This window comes from Actibacterium atlanticum, from assembly GCF_000671395.1.
Taxonomy (GTDB): Bacteria; Pseudomonadota; Alphaproteobacteria; order Rhodobacterales; family Rhodobacteraceae; genus Actibacterium_D; species Actibacterium_D atlanticum.
In genome coordinates this window covers 78158-96303 of record NZ_AQQY01000009.1, presented here as the reverse complement: position 1 = coordinate 96303, position 18146 = coordinate 78158, and the positions used below count along the sequence as shown (strand labels likewise).

Below are 18146 nucleotides of genomic sequence, written 5' to 3'. Positions count from 1 at the left end.
AAGGGCCCCCGTTTGTCGTTTCCAGAAGGTATCCTTAGCGCAGGCAACTGCGATAGAGCGCAGCGACATCCGCCGCATTGGCCCGGCGGATGTTTGGTGAATTCACCCAGGCGATGCCGTCATCGTCCTTCTGGACGGGGCCGCCGTAAAGGCCCGGCAGGGCCAGCTTCGCCAAGCTATCCTCGTACCCCTCAATGAGGGAAGAGTCGTCAAAGTGGGTTGGAAACTCGATCTCTGCGTAGATCTGCAACAGCCATTGCGCGATTTGATCGGCATCGCAGGGCAAGCCTAACCGATCCGCGATCAGCGCGACCTTTTCAGGGGCGCTGGGGGCGTTGAACTGCAACACGCGCGGCAATAGCACACCGACCCCGATACCGTGCACAACACTGCAATGGGCCTCCAGCGGCAAAGACGCCGCGTGGGCAAGGCCCAGCCGCGCATTTCCACAGGCCATGTTTGCCACCGACGCCGCCACAAGGGCGCGCTCGCGTTGCTCTGGCGTGGCCTTATCCGCCCGCAGCAAAGTTGTGATCTCTGTGATGGCAGTCACGGCCAGCCCGTCGGTCAACGGGGTTGCAAGTGAGGTAAACATAGCCTCAAAAGCGTGCACCAAAGCATCCACCGCCGAAATAACCCCTAACCGGGGCGGGATATCGGCCAGCACAACCGGATCCAGCAAGGCCAGATTAGGGAAGCTTTGCGGCCCGCCAGCAACGAACTTTGTGCTGTTGAGATCATCGCGCACCAAAGTAAACTGAGACACTTCGGCCCCTGATCCAGCTGTCGTGGGAACCATGATCATCGTCATCGCGCGGCGCATCTTGGCATCCGGACCTACGCAGTTGCTGAACCCACCGTTTGGAACCGCCATGGCAATGGCCTTGGCGGTGCACATGGCCGAGCCCCCGCCAATTCCCACGATCCCGTCGATCCCTTCTCGCAAGACCCGTGCCGTCTGGCCGTCGACATGCGCCAGACGGGCATCAATGCCGCATTCGTCGAACAACGAGACGCGCACATCCGATTTGGCGAACGCCTCTATGAAGGTCGCGAAGAACGGCTGGGCCGTGATCACCGGGTCGGTGACCACCAGAACATGACGAAGATCCATCTCTTGGGCACGCAGCCCAGCCTTGGAAAGAACCTCTGGCCCGTGCTCTATGCGGGTTGGCATGTAGAAAGTCCGGCTCATCCCGACGCCTCCTTTATCAGGTTCACAACATGGTCTCGGGCAACCAAAGCGAGATCGCTGGCACCATGATAATCAGCAGCAACACCAGGAACTCCATGGCAAGAAACGGCAGAACGCCTTTGAACAGGTCTCCCGTGCTGATCTGCGTTCGGGCCGAGGCCATCACCGCAAATAGGTTCAGGCCCACGGGCGGAGTGATGGCGGAAATCTCGATCAGTTTCACCAATACGACGCCAAACCAAATGGGATCATATCCAAGCCCCACCATGACCGGATGAATGAAGGGCACTGTAATCACCGTGACCGAAACCGTGTCGATGAACATGCCCAGTGCGATATACACGAGCACCACGGCCACCAGCACTTGGTAAGGCGCGATGCCGCTTTCGGTGATCACAGCGACGATGTCAGTGATGAAACCCGAAAAGACCAGAAAACGGGAAAAGATCAGCCCGCCGATCAGGACCATGAAGACCGAGGTTGCTGTCACCGCGGTTTCGCTCAGCGCATCCTTGAGGTGGGAAAAGCCCCCTACCCCGCGCCAAATCGCGATACCCAGCGCCCCAAAGGCGCCAACCGCTCCTGCCGAAGAAGGGAACATCAGCCCGCTGTAGATGCCCCCGACCACCAGGATCGCCAGCACCAGAAACGGCCCCACGCGCCCTAGGGATTCCATCTTTTGCGACCAGGTGAATTCTTGCGGAGCGAGGGGGGCAATCTGCGGTCTCAACCGCACCATCACCCAGACCGACACCAGATAAACGCCTGCCGTCAGCGCACCGGGGATCACACCGGCGATAAACAGCCGCCCAATGGATTCACCTGTCAGCAAAGCATAGATCACCATCATGATCGAGGGCGGGATGAGCGAGGCAAAGGTGCCCGCCGCCGCGACACAGCCTGCGCCAATGCCGCTGTGATATCCGTAGCGCACCATTTGCGGCAACGCCAAGCGGGTGAACACGGCGGCGCTGACCACTGTCGATCCTGAAATCGTCGCAAACCCGGCCGATGACAGGATCGTCACCATGAACAGACTGCCCCGCACTTTCGACATAAAGCGATAAAACGCCTCATAGAGGTCCTGAGTGATCTTGGCCTTATTTGCCAAAACCCCCATCAGAACAAACATCGGGATAACGACGAAAGAGTATTGGTTTAGCGCATTATAGGCCAATGTCTCAAGCGCCGAGCGCATCAAGACTTCACCGCCGACGAACCACATGCCCGACAGGCCGATCAGCCCCAGCGACACAGCCACCGGAACGCCAAACAGGGTTAGGGACAATGCGCAGAAAATTCCCGACAATCCGATTGCGACGCTGCTCATGTGTCTTGACCTTCGACTTGGTGTGAGGGGGAAGAAAGGGCCGCGATCGCGAGCAGCCGTAGCGCTTCGAATGTCGCGATAGTCGCGCCGATGGCAAAGCCCAGCTTCATCGGCCAAATCGGGAACTCGACCGCAGCTACGGCGCGTTCATTCAAGCTGATGCTATCGACTGCCAGATGCCACGCACCGCTTGCCAGCAATGCAAAGAACACAAAGGTGCCCAGCGCAGCGATCACCGCGGAGATGCGCTTTAGACGCGATCTGAAATGGTCACAAAGCACGTCTACCACGATGTTTGCACGGTTGCGCAGCACCATTCCAGCCGCAAGGAAAACCGCGGCGGGCAGCGCCTCTTCGGCTACATTCGTGGCAGCCGGCAAGGGGTAGTTCACTGTAAAGCCCATGATTACGTCCACGGCCCCCATGGCCACGATCGCCAGAATCACCAGCCCGCTTGCCCCAAGCGCGATCCCGCTACATGCAAGGCTCACGCGGTCGGCGAGGCGCAGCAGGTTTGCTGCGCCACTTGCCTTAGCTGGCGTCATTCTCAAGCTCCGCCTGAAGGGTGCGCCAATCATCCAGCACGGTTTGGGCCTCGTCCCCTAAACCCTTGCCCTTCATGTTCTCAAGCCAGACCTCAAGCATGTCTGGGATCGCGGCCTGATAAGCGGAAGGGTCACTGAACTCGACCAGCTCAACGCCCTGCTCTTGCAGGAAGGCGAGCGATTTGGTTTCAGCTTCGGCAATCGCGTCCAGGCTACGCTGCTGGGCTTCGGCGGACACCTCAGTGAACAGCTGCCGGACTTCATCCGAGAATTCGTTGTTCCACTTTTCCTGATTCACCCAAATCGGCCATGTGGCCACCGGGCCAACCCCCGCGCTGGACATGTGTTTGGCCACTTCATAGAGCTTCGTGACCTCGTAAAGATCAGCCGAAAAGAAGCCGCAGTCCAGACGCCCACGTTGCAAACCTTCGTAGATATCCGAGGGCAGGACATTCACCCCGACCGCACCCAGCGCGTCCCACATGGGCGGCTGAAAGGCACCGAAGCTACGGATTTTGAGGCCCTGAAAATCCGCCATCGTCTGCACCGGTTTAGTGCACAGCGGATAGTAGGAATTCATCGGGTGAAAGAACAGCGGGTGTACGTTGTTGCGGGCCAGTTCGGCCTGCACAGCAGCATTGTCGCGTACCAGCCCCTCAGACACGCCAATCGCAGCCTCGCGGGTCTTGAACACATAAGGTACCGAGTTCGGCGCACCGATCAGCGGGAGCTCATTTGCGTAATAAGCTTGCGGCACCGCCCCCAGGTCCACGGCCCCGGCACCAACAAGGCCCAGAATTTCCAGCGGTTTGCCCGCGGCACCCGCCCAGAATATCTGAATGCTGATATTGCCGCCGCTGCGGCGTTCGATCTCGTCCGCGAACCATTGGTCCACGCCGCTTTGCACAAAGACCTGAGGCCCAAAATGCGCTAGCCGCAGTTTCATTTTTGGATAGTCCGCCGCCCAAGCCGACGTGACACTCGTCACAGCAACCGCCACAGCGGTAACAACAGTTCGCAGTTTCATGTTTTCCTCCCTTAGTATTATCGTGTCTCAGCGCAGGACGAATGGGTCCGGCACCGATGATCCAAGATTGATGAAGACGCTCTTGGTTTGCAGATACTCGCGGATCATTTCCTGTCCGTTTTCGCGTCCAATCCCAGATTTCTTGAACCCACCGAACGGCACCGCATAACTGACGACACGGTAAGCGTTTACCCAAACCGTTCCTGCCTGCAGCGCCGAGGTGTAGCGAAACGCCCGTGGCAGATCCTTGGTCCAGACCCCGGCCGCCAAGCCATAGGGGGTGTCATTGGCGATCGCGATGGCCTCCTCGTCATCGTCGAACGCAATCACACTTAATACCGGTCCAAAAATCTCTTCCCGCGCGACGCGCATATCGTTGGTAACATTGGTCAGAACCGTCGGTTCCACAAAATAGCCGGTGCGCTCCAAGGCCTTGCCGCCATAGGCGCGATGCGCCCCTTCTGACAAAGCGATGTCGACATAGGACAGCACTTTCTCGTACTGATCCTTGGTCGCGACGGGGCCGATCTGAGTGTCGGCTTGCATGGGATCACCCAGCTTTGCCTGCGCAATAAATTCGGTCAGCGCCGCCACAAATTCCGCCTCGCGCGAGCGATGCACCAGCAGCCGTGAACCGGCCATGCAAGTTTGCCCGGTCGCAGCGAAAACACCCGAGACCGCCCCTTTGACGGCCTGTTCGATGTCGGCGTCTTCACACACGATGTTGGGGGATTTCCCGCCCAGCTCCAAGGTGACAGGTTTAAGGTGGTCAGCTGCCGCCCGGTACACTGCGCGCCCGCCCTGATCACCCCCGGTAAAGGCCACCTTCGCCACATCCGGGTGATCGACCAAAGCCGCGCCGCATTCATGCCCATAGCCGGTGACCACGTTGACCACCCCGGGCGGGAAGCCCGCCTCAAGGAACAGTTTCGCAAAGACGGTCATCGACACAGACGCATGTTCCGAAGGTTTGATAACCACTGTGTTCCCGGCGGCCAACGCCGGCGCCAGCTTCCATGTGGTCAGGAGCAGCGGAGAGTTCCACGGTGTGATCGCCACTACGACGCCAAGCGGCTCATGCACCGTATGGGTGAACATGCCCTTTTTATCCGACGGGATCACCGCGCCTTCGATTTTATCTGCAAGACCACCGTAGTAGTAATAATGCTGTGGCAGATAGTTCATCTGTTGCAGCATCTCTGCCTTCAGCTTGCCATTGTCGAGCACTTCCAGTTCAGAAAGGGCCTCGGCGTTTTCGGCAATCAAGTCGCCCACGCGTCGTAACAGGGCGCCACGTTCGCTGGCGCTTAAACCTGCCCACTCGGGGTGAACCAGTGCTTCCTTAGCCGCGGTCACAGCGGCGTCGGCATCTTGCGCAGTGGCGCGTGGGATCCGCGCCCAGGATTTCTCGGTGTACGGATTGACACTTACAACCCAACGCCCATCCGAGGCCTGTCGCTCCTCCTCCCCAATCAGCATATAAAAGTCGCGCATTATTATTGGCCCTTGCCTAGAATTCGTTAGATACAAGACCAGCCTGCATCCAAAGATCCGGCAGGGTTTGCCGGAAAACGCCTAGATTTCTCCGGAACCGGGCAAAACCTGCGCAGTTTGGCGCGGGACCAGCTGGCCGCTGCGCAATTGGCTTGGGGTAACGCCAAAACGCTGTTTGAATCGTTCGGTGAAACGCGACTGGGATTGATAGCCCACGGCATCTGCGATGCGTCCGATGGGCAGGTCGCCCTCTTGAACCATGGCCAAACCTGACATCAGACGAACTTCTTCAAGCAGAGTGCGAAAGCCGGTTTCCTCGGCTCTTAGCTTTCGGCGCAGGGCGGTTTCGCTCATGCCCAGCAGGTCGCAGACATCTTTCAGGCGCCAGTTGCGCGCAGGGTCTAACGCGATGAACTGCGCGGCGCGGCGGCGCAGGCTGGGGCTGCCATTCAACAGCAGATTCCCCGCCACACCCTCTTGCGCCAGGATCAGCAGCAATTCGACCAAGCGATGGCGGTGCAGATGCGCGGGCGAAGGGTAGCGACGGCTCCAAGCCAACCAGTCGGTGATCCAAGACATAACCGCGTCCGAGGCCCGGTGACACCAGGTCGGGTTCAATGTCCAGCTGTCCAGATATTTGCCATACGTGCTACGAAACTGGTTTTGCGTGTCCAGATCAAAGCGCAGGCCCAAGCCGTGGTATTCGCCTGAATCTGTATCCGGATACTTGCCCATCCATACTTCGGCCTCCGCCGGAACAAACAGGATATCTCCGGCACGCGCAACAACGGCTTGACTACCGAAATGAATCTCTTTTCGGCCCGACAAGACCAAAAGCGCCGCGGGTTTATGGAAGGCGACCGATCGGATGCCTTGCGGGTTGATGCAGCTTTGCACGCCCAGCTCGCATTGCATCAAGTCCTGACGCAGCCCGCCCCGGCGCAAGCGAATTTCTTCTTTCAGCGCGTCCAGTTGGATGTTGCGCTGTTCGCGCGCCTGAACCGAGCCAACGGCATTTGATCGAATGATTTCCACTCAGAGATCCCCTGCATTCAGGAATAGGCCTTGATGGTACACAGAAATCCCACCCCGGCCTAAGCCTGTTTTCAACCTTGCCCGAAGCGGGCGAAAACTTGGCCGAACAAGGCGATGGCACGGGAAGTGATCAATTTAGTGCATGCGAAAGCACGAAGGGAGACAGCGCATGACACAGACACCGAAGATCGAGAAGCTCAGCTGGCGATTGATTGAATATCCCCTGCCAGGCACGGTTGGTGGCTCGGGTGTGGCCAAGGTGGATGTGATCACTTGCCAAATTCATGCTCAGGGCGGGCTGAGCGGGTTTGGCTTTTCCTATGCCATTGGCGGGCGCGGATATGCCTCTGCGGTGGCCGGGCAGGCTCTGGCGAAAGAGGTATTGGACGGGCAAGCCATCCCGCACCCTGAAACCGCTTGGGCCAAGGTCCGCCGACTGTGCAACCGCACCGGAATGGGCCCCAACTATGTGGGCTATGCGGCGGCTGATGTGGCGCTTTGGGACCTCTACGCCAAACTGCTGAACTTACCTTTGGCAATGGCGATGGGCGGCGCTGCGCGCGCGGTGCCTGTGTATGGCAGTGGCGGCTACAAACCGGGCCAACCTGCCGAGCTGGTAACGGAACAAGTCGAGCAGCACCTGGCACAAGGCTTCGGGGCGATCAAATTACGATTGGCAGGCAATCCCTCGGATCAATCCATCTTGCGCGCCGCGGCGGATGCATTGGGGGCCAATGGATGGCTGATGGCCGACTTGAATGAAAAGACCAGCCTGCCGCAGGCCCGGTATGTACTGGATCAGGTGCAGGCGCATGGCGGTCTGTTCGTCGAAGAGCCGCTGCCCTCGACCGACATCGCGGGCTATCGTGCGCTGCGCGAAAGCCACGGGGGAATGGTTGCTACGGGCGAGCATTTTCAGGGAATTGAGCAGGCACGCGGCTTCATTTCTGATGGTCTGTGCGCCACCATTCAACCTGATCTTGCCATGATCGGCGGTCTGACCGAGTCTCTGCGCATCCTTCGCGTGGCTGAAGCCTTTGGCTGCGAACTTACTCCGCACTTCTTGCCCGGTCTGTTCGTCCATCTGGCGGCGACAAGCCCCGCCCTGACCTGGCTGGAGGATTTCCCGTTACTTGAGCCACTGTTTGACGGCTGGCCCAGCCTGGCAGCGGACGGCACCCTTGCCCCCGGCGACAGACCCGGGCACGGCCTGAGCCTGTCAGAATTTGGTATCGAACTAGAAACCCGAAATCTCTGATCGGTGACTGGCGGCGTTGGATCGGTGTGGGGTTGGTTGCGGCTGTCGCTCCTATGAACAACGTTCTTATGCGCAAACTTAGGCCAAAAACTTTACAGGCTTTGCCCACTGCAGCAACACAACGCAGCCTTCGGGGCTTGAGACGCAATGCTGGCTGCCCTCCATGTTGATCACAAAATCACCCGCCACATAGGTGCCGCGGGCATCACTTTGGCTACCCTCCAGCATAAGGATACTTTCGGCAGCCTGATGAAGATGCAAGGGCGCGCTGGCGCCGGGCGCGTATTTCAGGATTGCAATCTCGGGCTCGCCGCGCAGCAGGAAATGCACCTCGATGCCCGGTTTGAACGGTTCAAACGGCAGGTCCTTCCAGCCGCCGTTGATCAGGTCCTTCAGGACAACCGAGTCAGCCATCCAGCACCTCGACGATCTGCGCCACCGGGCTGGCCCAGCCCACGATACCGCCCTGCGCGGTGATCATGTCAATTGCAGCGGCTTTGAACGCCGGGAAATAGCTTTCGCTGGCATCGGTCGCCAGCAAACAGTCAAAGCCACGGTCATTGGCCTCGCGCATGGTGGTTTGCACGCAGACCTCGGTTGTGACGCCGGCAAAGATTAGCTGTTTGAGGCCCAGATCGGCCAGAACTGCGCCGAATTCGGTGCTATAGAATGCGCCTTTGCCGGGCTTGTCGATGACGGTTTCGCCTTTGATGGGATAGAGCTCGGGGATGATATCCGCCCCCGGCTCGCCCGAGATCAGGATGCGGCCCATCGGGCCTGCGTCTCCGATACGCAGGCTGGGCGCGCCCCTGTCGCGTTTAGCGTCGGGCAGGTCAGACAGATCGGGGCGGTGGCACTCGCGGGTGTGGATCACCGGCAGACCTGCCTTGCGAAAGGCCGCCAACAAAGCCTGCGCCGGTTCGATCGCCGCGCGCAGCAGGCTGACGTCATTGCCCAAGGTTTCGCCAAAGCCGCCCGGCTCCATGAAATCGCGCTGAAAGTCGATCATCACCAGCCCGGTGGTGCTGGGTTCAAACGTAAAATCAAAGGGTTGTGCTTTGATCACTGCCATCACGCATGCCCCGCCATATAGGTGCCGATCTCGGCCGTGTCGGCGGTCGCGGCAGCGGTCTCAAATGCAATCCTGCCTTCGCTCATCACCACGATCCGGTCGGACAGTTCAAGAATTTCGTCCAGATCTTCGCTGATCAACAACACGGCAACCCCCTTGTTGCGGGCCTCCAGTATCCGGCCCCGAATCGCGGCCACGGCGGCGAAATCCAGCCCGAAACAGGGGTTGGCAACGATCAGCAAATCTACATCCCCGGTCAGCTCGCGCGCCAAAACGGCGCGTTGCACATTGCCGCCCGACAGCGCCGCAATTGGGCTGTGGGGGGACGTGGTTTTGACGTTGAACTCGGCAATCCGGGCCTTGGCGTTGTCCAGTATCTGGCGGGTGTTTTTCCACAGCTTAGGGCGCCCGTCCGCGCCGTGATCGAACAGCCGGAAGGCAAGGTTTTCCGCCACGCTCATGCGCGAGGCGCAGGCATTTTGCAGCGGCTCTTCGGGCAGGTAGCGCACCTTAAGCGCCGTCGCTTCGGCCCGGCTGGCGCCATAGGGCTGGTCCTTTACGCGGATTTCACCGCCCAACAACCGACGCTGGCCCGTCAGCATTTCCATCAGCTCGGTCTGCCCGTTACCCGAAACGCCGGCGATGCCCAGAATCTCGCCCGCTGCGACGTCCAGCGCTTCGATGTCGATGGATTTCAGACCACTGCGATCACTGGCACGCGCGCCGCGTAGCGACAGCACCGTGTCGCCCTTAGTCTGAGTGCGGTTGATCTCTTTGCGTTCGGGCTGATGGCCCATCATCATCTGCGCCATGTCGTCATGGCTTAGGTCCGACACCGGCCCGCTGCCGGTCAACTTGCCCCGGCGCAGCACCGAGACATCATCAGCAAACTGCGTCACCTCGCGGAATTTGTGGGTGATCATCAGCACCGAAATCTCGCCCGCCTCGCACAGGGCGCGAACGTGGCCCAGAACCTCATCGGCTTCGGCCGGGGTCAGCACCGAGGTCGGTTCATCCAAGATCAAAAACCGGCTGCCCAGATAGAGCTGTTTCAGGATTTCCAGCTTTTGCTTTTCGCCCGCCGCCAGACGGCTGGTGGGGCGGTCCAGCGGAACGCGGAAAGGCATTTTGTCCAGAAACGCTTCCAGCCTGGCGTTCTCGGCCCGCCAGTTGATCACGCCGGGTGCATCGGCGCGGCTGATCAACAGGTTCTCGGCGCCGGTCAAGGCGGGGACCAGCGTGAAATGCTGATAGACCATGCCCAGCCCCAGCTTTTGCGCATCAACCGGGTCGCGCACAAAGGCTTCGTGCCCGTCGACCAGCAACCCGCCCTCGGTCGCGTGGTAGAAACCCATGATGCACTTCACCAGCGTCGATTTACCCGCGCCGTTTTCGCCCAGCAACGCGTGAAAAGTGCCCGGGCGGACGTTCAGGGTGACCTCGTCCAGTGCGGTGAAATCCCCGAACCGTTTGGTCATCGAGACCGCCTCGACGCCGATGGCACCGGTGGAAAGGGCGGGTTCGTGGCTCATGGCAACTGCGCGATCAGGGTCGCGCTGTCAGAGACGGACCCGAACACGCCGCCCTGCATCTTGACCATTTTGATGGCGGCGTCGTGGTTGCCCTTGTCGGTGGCGCCGCAGCAATCCTCGACCAGCAGGCATTCAAAACCGCGGTCATTGGCCTCGCGCATGGTGGTGTGCACGCAGACATCGGTGGTGATGCCGGTCAGCAGGATGTTTTCGATCCCTCGGGTGCGTAGCAGAAGTTCCAGATCGGTGGCGCAGAAACTGCCCTTGCCGGGCTTATCGATGATCGGCTCGCCCTCGGCTGGGTAAAGTTCGGGGATTATGTCCCAGCCCGGCTCGCCCCGGATCAGGATTTTACCGCAGGGGCCCGGATCACCGATGCCCGCGCCGATCTGCTGGCTGCGCCAGCGTTTGTTCGGGGGCAGGTCGGCCAGATCGGGGCGGTGCCCTTCGCGGGTGTGGATGATGTGATAGCCACCGGCACGCATCTTGGCCAAAAGCGCCTTGATCGGTTCAATCGGCGCCTGAGTCAGCGACAGGTCATAGCCCATCGTGTCGACATAACCGCCCTTGCCGCAGAAATCAGTCTGCATGTCGATGATGATCAACGCGGTGTTTTCAGGGCGCAGATCGCCGTTATAGGGCCAGTTATACGGGTCAGCGTCGATGTAGCTCATTCTGCGGCCTCTTGCTTGGGTTCGCCGAAGACCCGCGTGGGCGCGTCAAAGCCACAGCTGGTGCCGTCGGTGTGTTTCACGTCATCCTCCCACGGCAAGCGGTATTTGCCCGCCGCAAGGTCGGTCATATAGGTATAGGGGCAATCCTGTGCGCCGCCTTTGACGGCGACATAGCCGCGATGGCCGAACTGGTAGATGTTGTTTTCAACACCCCAGTTGGCGCGCGCTTCGCGGATCAAATCGGGGCGCAGCTCAGCGGTGATGATCTCATCGGCGCGGCCCGAGGTGCCGTGGGCGATGATTGATCCGTCAAAGTTGCAGATCATGCCTTCGCCCATGCTGTCGAACGTCCCGTCCGAGCCGCACATGCAGACATTCGCCGTGGCCATCAGATTGCAAAAGGCGTTGGACTGGTTGGTATAGCGCCAGGCGTCGCGCACGGGCGCCGTGTAGCCTGCGGTGCGGATCATGATCTCGGCCCCTTTATAGGCGCATTCGCGGGCCATCTCGGGGAACATGCCGTCGTGACAGATGATCAGCGCGAGCTTCGACCCATTGGGCCCATCGCAAACCGGAATGCCCTGATCGCCCGGCTCCCACGGTTCGACCGGAACCCAGGGGTGCATTTTGCGATAATAGAGTTGTATCTCGCCCTGATCGTCGATGATCAGGCCGGAGTTATAGGGCATGCCGCCGGGGTTCAGCTCCATGATCGAAAAACAGCCCCAGATCGCATTGTCGATACAGGCTTGTTTGAACGCTGCGACCTCGGGGCCATCAAGGGTGCACATGATCTTTGGATTGATGTCCATCGACAGCCCGTGCAGCGCGTATTCGGGAAAAACCACCAGATCCATGCTGGGCATGTTACGCCGCGCCTTGGCGACCAGTTCAACGATGCGGTCGGTTTGCGCCGCCAGATCGGCGGGTGTTTCGGTCACGGGCAGTTGCAGCTGCACCACCCCGATCACCACGCCGTTTTCTGATTTGTTCAGTCCGCCAAGTCCGTTCATGTGCAGGCTCCTTACTTGGTGATGCTCAGGGCGCCCGGCGCGCCTTCCATCGCCTTGTCGGGCGACGAGGTGATGATCAGCAGGGCAAGGGTCAGCACATAGGGCGCGGCGAAGAACAGGTAATAGCCGCTGGTAACGCCGACCGATTGCAGTGCCGGGCCCAGCGCGCCCGCACCGCCAAACAAAAGTGCGGCCCAAAAACAGTTGATCGGATTCCAGCGGGCAAAGATCACCAAGGCGACCGCCATCAGGCCCTGACCCGAACTGATCCCCTCATTCCAGCTGCCGGGATAGTAAAGCGACAGATAGGCCCCGCCGACCCCGGCTAAAGCCCCCCCTGCGGCGGTCGATAGCAGGCGCACGGTATCGGGGTTCAACCCGATGGCACGGGCCGCATCTGTGCTGTCCCCCGCGACGCGGATGGCGAGCCCGACGCGGGTGTTCTTGAACATCCAGTGGAGCGCCACAGCCAGCACCGCCCCGATCAGGAACAGCGCGTTGACCTGCAGCGCCGCCTGCACCTGTGGGATATCCGACCACCAGCCCAGCGGGATGGCGGGCAGGTCAGGCGCGACCGGCTGGATGTAGGGTTTGCCGAAAAAGAACGCCAGCCCCATGCCCAGCAGCATCAGCGCGATGCCGATGGCGATATCATTGACGCCTTTGAATTTGCAGATCCAGCCGTGGAACAAGCCAAAAAGAACCCCGGCCATTGCCGCGGCCAGCACGCCCAGCCAGGGCGACCCGGTGCCGTAGGCTACCGCATAGCCCGACATGGCGCCAAAGACCAAGGTGCCCTCAAGCCCCAGATTGATGCGACCCGAGCGTTCAGTAAGGCATTCGCCCAAGGACACGAACAGGAATGGCGTCGAAACCCGGATCGCGCCGCCGATGATCGCCAGAGGAACGCCCCAGATACCAATGTCAGCGGCGGTGCTCATGCCTTCTTCTCCCAGAATGTCGGGTTGAAAATGGCCAACCGGCCATAGAGCGTCTCACTGAGAAGCAGCACGACAAACACGATGCCTTCCATCACCAGAATGGTAGCGTCGGGCAGGTCCATGCGGCGTTGGATCAGACCCGAAGATGCCTCAAACCCCGCCAACAGTGTGGCAACGGGGATGATCGCAAGCGGGTTATGGCGGGCCAGAAAAGCCACCAGAATGCCGGTATAGCCATAGCCCGAAATCAGCGAGCCATTGGCCGACCCATGAATTGCTGAGACCTCGAAAAACCCGGCCAAGCCCGCGCAGGCGCCGCCCAGCGCGGTGAAGCCGATGATCAGCTTGCCCACCGGCAGGCCCTGCACCTGCGCAGCGCGCACGTTGTCGCCGGCGATGCGGGCCGCGAACCCAATAGTGGTGCGGTCCATCAGCACCCAAGAGATGACGCAGGCCAATACCCCAAAAGCAAAGCCCCAGTGCACGTCGATGCCAATCGGCATATCGCCCACGCGCAAGGCCTCGGGCAATGGCGCGGTTGAGGGTTTGTTCAGGCTTTGCGGGTCGCGAAACAGCCCTTCGACCAGATGGTTCATCAAAGCGATGGCGATGTAGGCCATCAGCAATGAGGCAATGGTTTCATTGACGCCACGCTTAAACCGCAGCCAGCCCACGGCGCCAATCCAAAGCCCGCCCATCAAAGCGGCCCCGGCGGCCATGACGACAAAGCCGATCACCGGCGGGGCACCGACAACGGCCAGCCCCAACACAGCCGCAGCCAAACCGCCCAGCACAATCGCGCCTTCGCCACCGATCACCACCAGCCCCAGCCGGGCGGGCAAAGCCACGCAGAGACCGGCAAACAGCAAAGGCGCCACGCGCGACAGCGTGTTTTGCCATGAAAAGGCCGTGCTGAATCCCGCCTTATAGATCAGCGCATAGAAATCGATGGGCGATTTGCCCAACGTCAGCAGAAAGAGTGAAAACACCGCAAGGCCGCACAAAAGCGCGGCCAGCGGGATCAGCAGGGCCTCGGCCCGCGGCAACCAGCGGGCCAGCAACGCCCCCATGGGGGGCGTCTGTGTGGCGGTGGTATCGCTCATCAGCTGGTCGAGCCGAGAACGCCTTCGACCAAGTAGTTCATGCTTTCCAGCGCGATGTCGGTTTCGACAAAGGCCTCGCCGTCTGCAGCAATCACATTGCCCGCATTGTCCTTGAGTGGGCCTTTAAATACAGAATAACCGCCTTTCATGATCTCAGCCTTGGTGGCTTCAAACTGGTTGCGGGCGGCATCTGACACGGCGGGTCCCAGGGGACTCATCTTGATGAAACCATCCGACAGGCCGCCGCGCACGAAGTTGTCGATGCTGCCGCCGTCCAGAACGGTCTGGACCATGCCGGTGTAAACGCCAGCCCAGTTCCATTCGGCCCCGGTCAGATATTTCTCAGGTGCCAAGGCGGTCTGATCGGCGTGATAGCCACAGACATAGGCGCCACGCGCGGCGGCAGTTTCCATCACCACCTTTGGGCCATCCACGTGGCAGGTGATCACGTCACAGCCTTGGTCGGCCAGTGCGTTGGTGGCCTCGGCCTCTTTCACCGCCAGCGACCATTCGCCGGTAAAGATGACCTGACAAGTGATTTCAGGGTCAACCGACCGGGCGCCCAGCAGGAAAGAGTTGATGTTCTGCAGCACCTGCGGAATGGGTTTCGCGGCGACAAAACCGATCTTCTTGGTCTTGGAGGCGTAACCAGCGGTAATACCATTCAGGTACTGCCCCATGCCGATATAGCCAAAATACGAGCCAACATTCATCGGGTGCTTATCGGCTGACCACAGACCCGCGGCGTGCTGAAAGCGTACATCGGGGTGCTTTGGGGCAACCTCTAGAATATGGGGGTCGAAGTACCCGAAAGATGTCGGGAACAGCAGAGTCGCGCCATCGAAATTGATCATAGATTCCATGGTGTTCTGAACATCCACGGTTTCGGGTACGTTTTCTTCCTCGACGACGGTAACGCCCGCCATTTCCTTGACGGCAGCGGCGCCTTCGGCATGCGCTTGGTTATAGCCAAAGTCATCTTTGGGTCCGACATAGATGAAGCCGACTGTCAGGTCGCTGGCAGCGCGAGCCTGACCCGGCATCATCGCACCTGCCAATGTGGCGGCGCCCATGGCGGCGGTCGTATTTAAGAAATGGCGGCGTGTAAGTTCACGTTTCACGATGGCGTTCCTTTGTCCCCAGTGGTGTCGAACTGCGTCAGACCGACCATATGCCGAGACGCGTAGTCCGCTATCGTCAAAGAGCATAAGCGCAAAGAAGCGGTTCTTTCTTATGCTAGTTTTAACTAATACCGGTGCAAAAAATGCATCGCTTAAAGGTGGTAGGCCTGCATCGCTTGTGACAGCTGCATTACGAACCGGGCCGAGGCCACCGGCAAGGTCCGTCCCCGCAACTGGCCCAGCAGCAGACTGCCCGGCGGCACATCCCGCAACGACAGCGGGCGGGCGATATAGCCGTGTTCGCCCGACAGGCTTAGACCTATGGGAAACTGAAACGCCAGCGCGTGCTCGTGCAACACATAGTGGCGCATGAAGTCAAAGCTTTCAGATTCCGCAATCGGACGCAGCCTTTCCATGTTGGTTTTCTTCGCTGCGGCATCCAGCAACAATCGGACAGCGTATTGCGCACTGGGGGCGACATGGGGCTGCGCCAGACAGTCGCGCAGTCTCAGTTCTTTTTGCTGCGCCAACGGGTTGTCCGCCCGCATCAGTACATAGATCGGTTGATCCACGGACATTACCACTTCGAAGTCCACCAGATGGTGGGGTTCGAACACCAGCGCGATGTCGGATGAAAAGGTGGACAGCTCGCGTTCGGCTTCGAACCTATCGCGGGCGTTCACATTAAACGTGACCCCCGGATGATCCTTGCGATAGCTGGCAATCTGTTCCGGCAGAAAATAGGGCAATAGTGCCTGCGAACAGGCGATTGAAACGTGTCCGCGCCGCACGCCCGACAGGTCAGCCACCTGACTTTGCAGCCGTGCGAAATCAGACCGCTGAGCCCGGATATGGTGCAGCACAAGCTCTCCGGCAGGGTTCAGGCGCACCCCGCGCGGCAGCCGTTCGAAGATTTCATAGCCGAATTCCTCTTCGAACCGATTGATCCTGCGGTTCAGCGCCGAGGCCGTAATGTTCATGTCTTCTGCCGCCTTACGGATTGATCCAGCTCGGATCACCGCTTCGATAAACTCAAAGTCTCGCAGATGTCGCATTTGCACCCTCAGCGCTAGCGGTGCAATTTTTGCACCGGTTTTGTGAATTCATAGCATTTGTGGTTACAGCAAGGAAGGCAGAAGCTTCCCCAAAGACCGGATGATCAAAACAAAAGATCGACACAGGGGATTTCGATATGACCAACCAAACCAGACGTGGATTTTTGCTAAGCGGGGGCGCCGTGCTGGGCGCCTCGGCCCTGCCCTTTCTGAAAGCGCTGCCCGCTCAGGCAGCCAGCGGTGATGTGATCGTCGCGGTGATGGGCCAGACCATCAACAGCCTCGACCTGCACCGATCGGGCACCAACCGCCCGTCCTATCAGGTGGCGGTGAATGTCTATGACCGGCTGGTCAGCTTTGGCACCAAGGAAACGCCGGATGGCGGGCTTTCCTATGACTATTCGGTCATAGAACCCGAAGTCGCCGAAAGCTGGGAGATCACCGACACCGAGATGATCTTCAAGCTGAAACCCGAAGGCAAATTTCAGGATGGCTCGCCGATCACCGCCGCCGATGTGAAATGGTCGTTTGACCGCGCCGTGTCGCTGGGTGGCTTCCCGGCAGTTCAGATGAAGGCCGGATCGCTTGAAAGCCCCGATCAGTTTGTGGCGGTCGATGATCTGACCTTCAAGATCAAGATGCTCCGCCCCTCAAAGCTCACCCTGCCCGATCTGGCGGTGCCGGTGCCGATGATCATCAACTCGAAGGTTGCGCTGGCAAATGCCACCGATGACGACCCGTGGGCGACAGAATATCTGCACACCACCCCCGCCGGGTCCGGCGCCTTTAAAGTGGCACAGTGGAAACCCGGCGAGCAGCTGGTTTATGAGCGCAACGAGGGGTACACCTCCGGCCCCGTGCCCGCGATCAAACGTGTCGTTCTGCGCGAAGTGCCCAGCCCCGCCACCCGGCGCGCATTGTTGGAACGCGGCGATGTGAACCTCAGCTTCAACATGCCCAATAAGGACGCCAAGGAACTGTCCGACATGGACGGCGTCACCATCCAGACCACACCGATTGAAAACGCGATCTACTGTCTGAACCCGAACCTGTCGTTCGAGCCGTTCAAGGACAAACGCGTGCGTCAGGCCATCGCGTGGTCGGTGCCCTATCAGGAAGTGTTTGAAACTGCCGCTTATGGCCGGGGTAAACCGATGTGGGGCGGCGAAAGCACCACGCCATCCGATATCGCATGGCCGCAGCCCTTCCCGTATTCGACCGATCTGGACAAGGCTAAGGCGCTGCTGGAAGAGGCCGGATATGGCGCCGGATTTGAGGTGCCCTTGTCGATTTCACTGGGTCAGGCTGACTGGATGGAGCCGGTTGCCCTGCTGGTGCAGGAAAACCTTGCCAAGATCGGCATCACCGCCGTGATCGACAAGGTGCCCGGTGCCAACTGGCGTACCGCGTCGCTGGTTGAGAAGCGCCTGCCGCTTCATCTTGAGACCTTCGGCGGTTGGCTGAACTACCCGTGCTACTACTTCTTCTGGGCCTATCTTGAGGGGCATCTGTTCAACTCGTCGAACTATCGCAACGAGGAGATCGAGACGCTGACAGCCGAGACCCTGCACATGCCGGTCGACGATCCCGAATACGCGCCCAAGATCAAACGCATGATCGAAATCGCATGGGATGAAGTACCGCGCATCGCCCTGTGGCAGCCTGCGCTGAACGTCGGCATGCATGACGTGAAGGATTTCGAATACTGGTTCCACCGCCAGCTCGACATCCGAAACCTCAAGGGCGTTTAA

Annotated in this window: 17 protein-coding genes; 2 read left to right on the top strand and 15 right to left on the bottom strand. The window is 59.8% G+C overall.

From position 1 onward, the window contains the following. Positions 1 to 34: 34 nt before the first annotated feature. From ATO10_RS13145 to ATO10_RS16075, 6 genes are all read right to left on the bottom strand, one after another. Positions 35 to 1195, bottom strand: coding sequence for an iron-containing alcohol dehydrogenase (locus ATO10_RS13145; protein ID WP_051598143.1), 1161 nt, complete (start codon positions 1193 to 1195; stop codon positions 35 to 37). 22 nt (positions 1196 to 1217) lie between these two features. Beyond that, positions 1218 to 2525, bottom strand: coding sequence for a TRAP transporter large permease (locus ATO10_RS13140; protein WP_035252325.1), 1308 nt, complete (start codon positions 2523 to 2525; stop codon positions 1218 to 1220). Further along, complete coding sequence (locus ATO10_RS13135; protein ID WP_035252322.1) at positions 2522 to 3070, bottom strand: TRAP transporter small permease; 549 nt, start codon at positions 3068 to 3070, stop codon at positions 2522 to 2524. Before ATO10_RS13135 ends, ATO10_RS13140 begins: the two co-directional genes overlap by 4 nt. Then, complete coding sequence (locus ATO10_RS13130) at positions 3057 to 4097, bottom strand: C4-dicarboxylate TRAP transporter substrate-binding protein (protein ID WP_035252319.1); 1041 nt, start codon at positions 4095 to 4097, stop codon at positions 3057 to 3059. Before ATO10_RS13130 ends, ATO10_RS13135 begins: the two co-directional genes overlap by 14 nt. A gap of 27 nt (positions 4098 to 4124) precedes the next feature. Further along, on the bottom strand, positions 4125 to 5591 hold the full coding sequence (locus tag ATO10_RS13125) for an aldehyde dehydrogenase (RefSeq protein ID WP_035252317.1): 1467 nt from the start codon (positions 5589 to 5591) through the stop codon (positions 4125 to 4127). Positions 5592 to 5672: 81 nt separating this feature from the next. Continuing rightward, positions 5673 to 6626, bottom strand: a complete 954-nt coding sequence (locus ATO10_RS16075; protein WP_051598142.1) for a helix-turn-helix transcriptional regulator — start codon at positions 6624 to 6626, stop codon at positions 5673 to 5675. A gap of 169 nt (positions 6627 to 6795) precedes the next feature. Between ATO10_RS16075 and ATO10_RS13115 the strand changes: the two genes are divergently transcribed. Then, on the top strand, positions 6796 to 7884 hold the full coding sequence (locus tag ATO10_RS13115) for a mandelate racemase/muconate lactonizing enzyme family protein (protein ID WP_035252315.1): 1089 nt from the start codon (positions 6796 to 6798) through the stop codon (positions 7882 to 7884). A 78-nt stretch (positions 7885 to 7962) separates the two neighbouring features. On the opposite strand, the gene ATO10_RS13110 is transcribed toward ATO10_RS13115, so the two are convergent. The 9 genes from ATO10_RS13110 to ATO10_RS13070 form a co-directional block, all read right to left on the bottom strand. Further along, positions 7963 to 8298, bottom strand: coding sequence for a cupin domain-containing protein (locus tag ATO10_RS13110; protein WP_035252311.1), 336 nt, complete (start codon positions 8296 to 8298; stop codon positions 7963 to 7965). Beyond that, complete coding sequence (locus ATO10_RS13105) at positions 8291 to 8956, bottom strand: cysteine hydrolase family protein (protein WP_035252308.1); 666 nt, start codon at positions 8954 to 8956, stop codon at positions 8291 to 8293. The genes ATO10_RS13110 and ATO10_RS13105 overlap by 8 nt, the downstream gene beginning before the upstream one ends. After that, positions 8956 to 10488, bottom strand: a complete 1533-nt coding sequence (locus ATO10_RS13100; protein ID WP_035252304.1) for an ABC transporter ATP-binding protein — start codon at positions 10486 to 10488, stop codon at positions 8956 to 8958. The genes ATO10_RS13105 and ATO10_RS13100 overlap by 1 nt, the downstream gene beginning before the upstream one ends. After that, positions 10485 to 11162: a biuret amidohydrolase gene (biuH, locus tag ATO10_RS13095; protein ID WP_035252302.1), complete on the bottom strand. Its 678-nt coding sequence runs from the start codon at positions 11160 to 11162 to the stop codon at positions 10485 to 10487. Before biuH ends, ATO10_RS13100 begins: the two co-directional genes overlap by 4 nt. Further along, positions 11159 to 12175 (bottom strand): formamidase, encoded by a 1017-nt coding sequence (locus ATO10_RS13090; protein ID WP_035252299.1) that lies wholly within the window; start codon positions 12173 to 12175, stop codon positions 11159 to 11161. The genes biuH and ATO10_RS13090 overlap by 4 nt, the downstream gene beginning before the upstream one ends. Positions 12176 to 12186: 11 nt before the next feature. Further along, positions 12187 to 13116, bottom strand: a complete 930-nt coding sequence (locus tag ATO10_RS13085; RefSeq protein WP_035252296.1) for an ABC transporter permease — start codon at positions 13114 to 13116, stop codon at positions 12187 to 12189. Continuing rightward, the gene (locus ATO10_RS13080) at positions 13113 to 14219 is read right to left on the bottom strand and encodes an ABC transporter permease (RefSeq protein ID WP_035252293.1); all 1107 of its coding nucleotides are present in this window, start codon (positions 14217 to 14219) and stop codon (positions 13113 to 13115) included. The genes ATO10_RS13085 and ATO10_RS13080 overlap by 4 nt, the downstream gene beginning before the upstream one ends. After that, complete coding sequence (locus ATO10_RS13075; RefSeq protein WP_238323503.1) at positions 14219 to 15340, bottom strand: BMP family ABC transporter substrate-binding protein; 1122 nt, start codon at positions 15338 to 15340, stop codon at positions 14219 to 14221. Before ATO10_RS13075 ends, ATO10_RS13080 begins: the two co-directional genes overlap by 1 nt. A gap of 152 nt (positions 15341 to 15492) precedes the next feature. Beyond that, positions 15493 to 16395, bottom strand: a complete 903-nt coding sequence (locus ATO10_RS13070; protein ID WP_035252290.1) for a LysR family transcriptional regulator — start codon at positions 16393 to 16395, stop codon at positions 15493 to 15495. A gap of 137 nt (positions 16396 to 16532) precedes the next feature. Between ATO10_RS13070 and ATO10_RS13065 the strand changes: the two genes are divergently transcribed. Then, positions 16533 to 18146, top strand: a complete 1614-nt coding sequence (locus tag ATO10_RS13065; RefSeq protein ID WP_035252288.1) for an ABC transporter substrate-binding protein — start codon at positions 16533 to 16535, stop codon at positions 18144 to 18146.

Excerpts from the sequence above, each read along its gene's own strand:
- ATO10_RS13145 (WP_051598143.1), bottom strand. The coding sequence starts at position 1,195 with ATGAGCCGGACTTTCTACATGCCAACCCGCATAGAGCACGGGCCAGAG.
- ATO10_RS13140 (WP_035252325.1), bottom strand. The coding sequence starts at position 2,525 with ATGAGCAGCGTCGCAATCGGATTGTCGGGAATTTTCTGCGCATTGTCC.
- ATO10_RS13135 (WP_035252322.1), bottom strand. The coding sequence starts at position 3,070 with ATGACGCCAGCTAAGGCAAGTGGCGCAGCAAACCTGCTGCGCCTCGCC.
- ATO10_RS13130 (WP_035252319.1), bottom strand. The coding sequence starts at position 4,097 with ATGAAACTGCGAACTGTTGTTACCGCTGTGGCGGTTGCTGTGACGAGT.
- ATO10_RS13125 (WP_035252317.1), bottom strand. The coding sequence starts at position 5,591 with ATGCGCGACTTTTATATGCTGATTGGGGAGGAGGAGCGACAGGCCTCG.
- ATO10_RS13115 (WP_035252315.1), top strand. The coding sequence starts at position 6,796 with ATGACACAGACACCGAAGATCGAGAAGCTCAGCTGGCGATTGATTGAA.
- ATO10_RS13110 (WP_035252311.1), bottom strand. The coding sequence starts at position 8,298 with ATGGCTGACTCGGTTGTCCTGAAGGACCTGATCAACGGCGGCTGGAAG.
- ATO10_RS13105 (WP_035252308.1), bottom strand. The coding sequence starts at position 8,956 with ATGGCAGTGATCAAAGCACAACCCTTTGATTTTACGTTTGAACCCAGC.
- ATO10_RS13100 (WP_035252304.1), bottom strand. The coding sequence starts at position 10,488 with ATGAGCCACGAACCCGCCCTTTCCACCGGTGCCATCGGCGTCGAGGCG.
- biuH (WP_035252302.1), bottom strand. The coding sequence starts at position 11,162 with ATGAGCTACATCGACGCTGACCCGTATAACTGGCCCTATAACGGCGAT.
- ATO10_RS13090 (WP_035252299.1), bottom strand. The coding sequence starts at position 12,175 with ATGAACGGACTTGGCGGACTGAACAAATCAGAAAACGGCGTGGTGATC.
- ATO10_RS13085 (WP_035252296.1), bottom strand. The coding sequence starts at position 13,116 with ATGAGCACCGCCGCTGACATTGGTATCTGGGGCGTTCCTCTGGCGATC.
- ATO10_RS13080 (WP_035252293.1), bottom strand. The coding sequence starts at position 14,219 with ATGAGCGATACCACCGCCACACAGACGCCCCCCATGGGGGCGTTGCTG.
- ATO10_RS13070 (WP_035252290.1), bottom strand. The coding sequence starts at position 16,395 with ATGCGACATCTGCGAGACTTTGAGTTTATCGAAGCGGTGATCCGAGCT.
- ATO10_RS13065 (WP_035252288.1), top strand. The coding sequence starts at position 16,533 with ATGACCAACCAAACCAGACGTGGATTTTTGCTAAGCGGGGGCGCCGTG.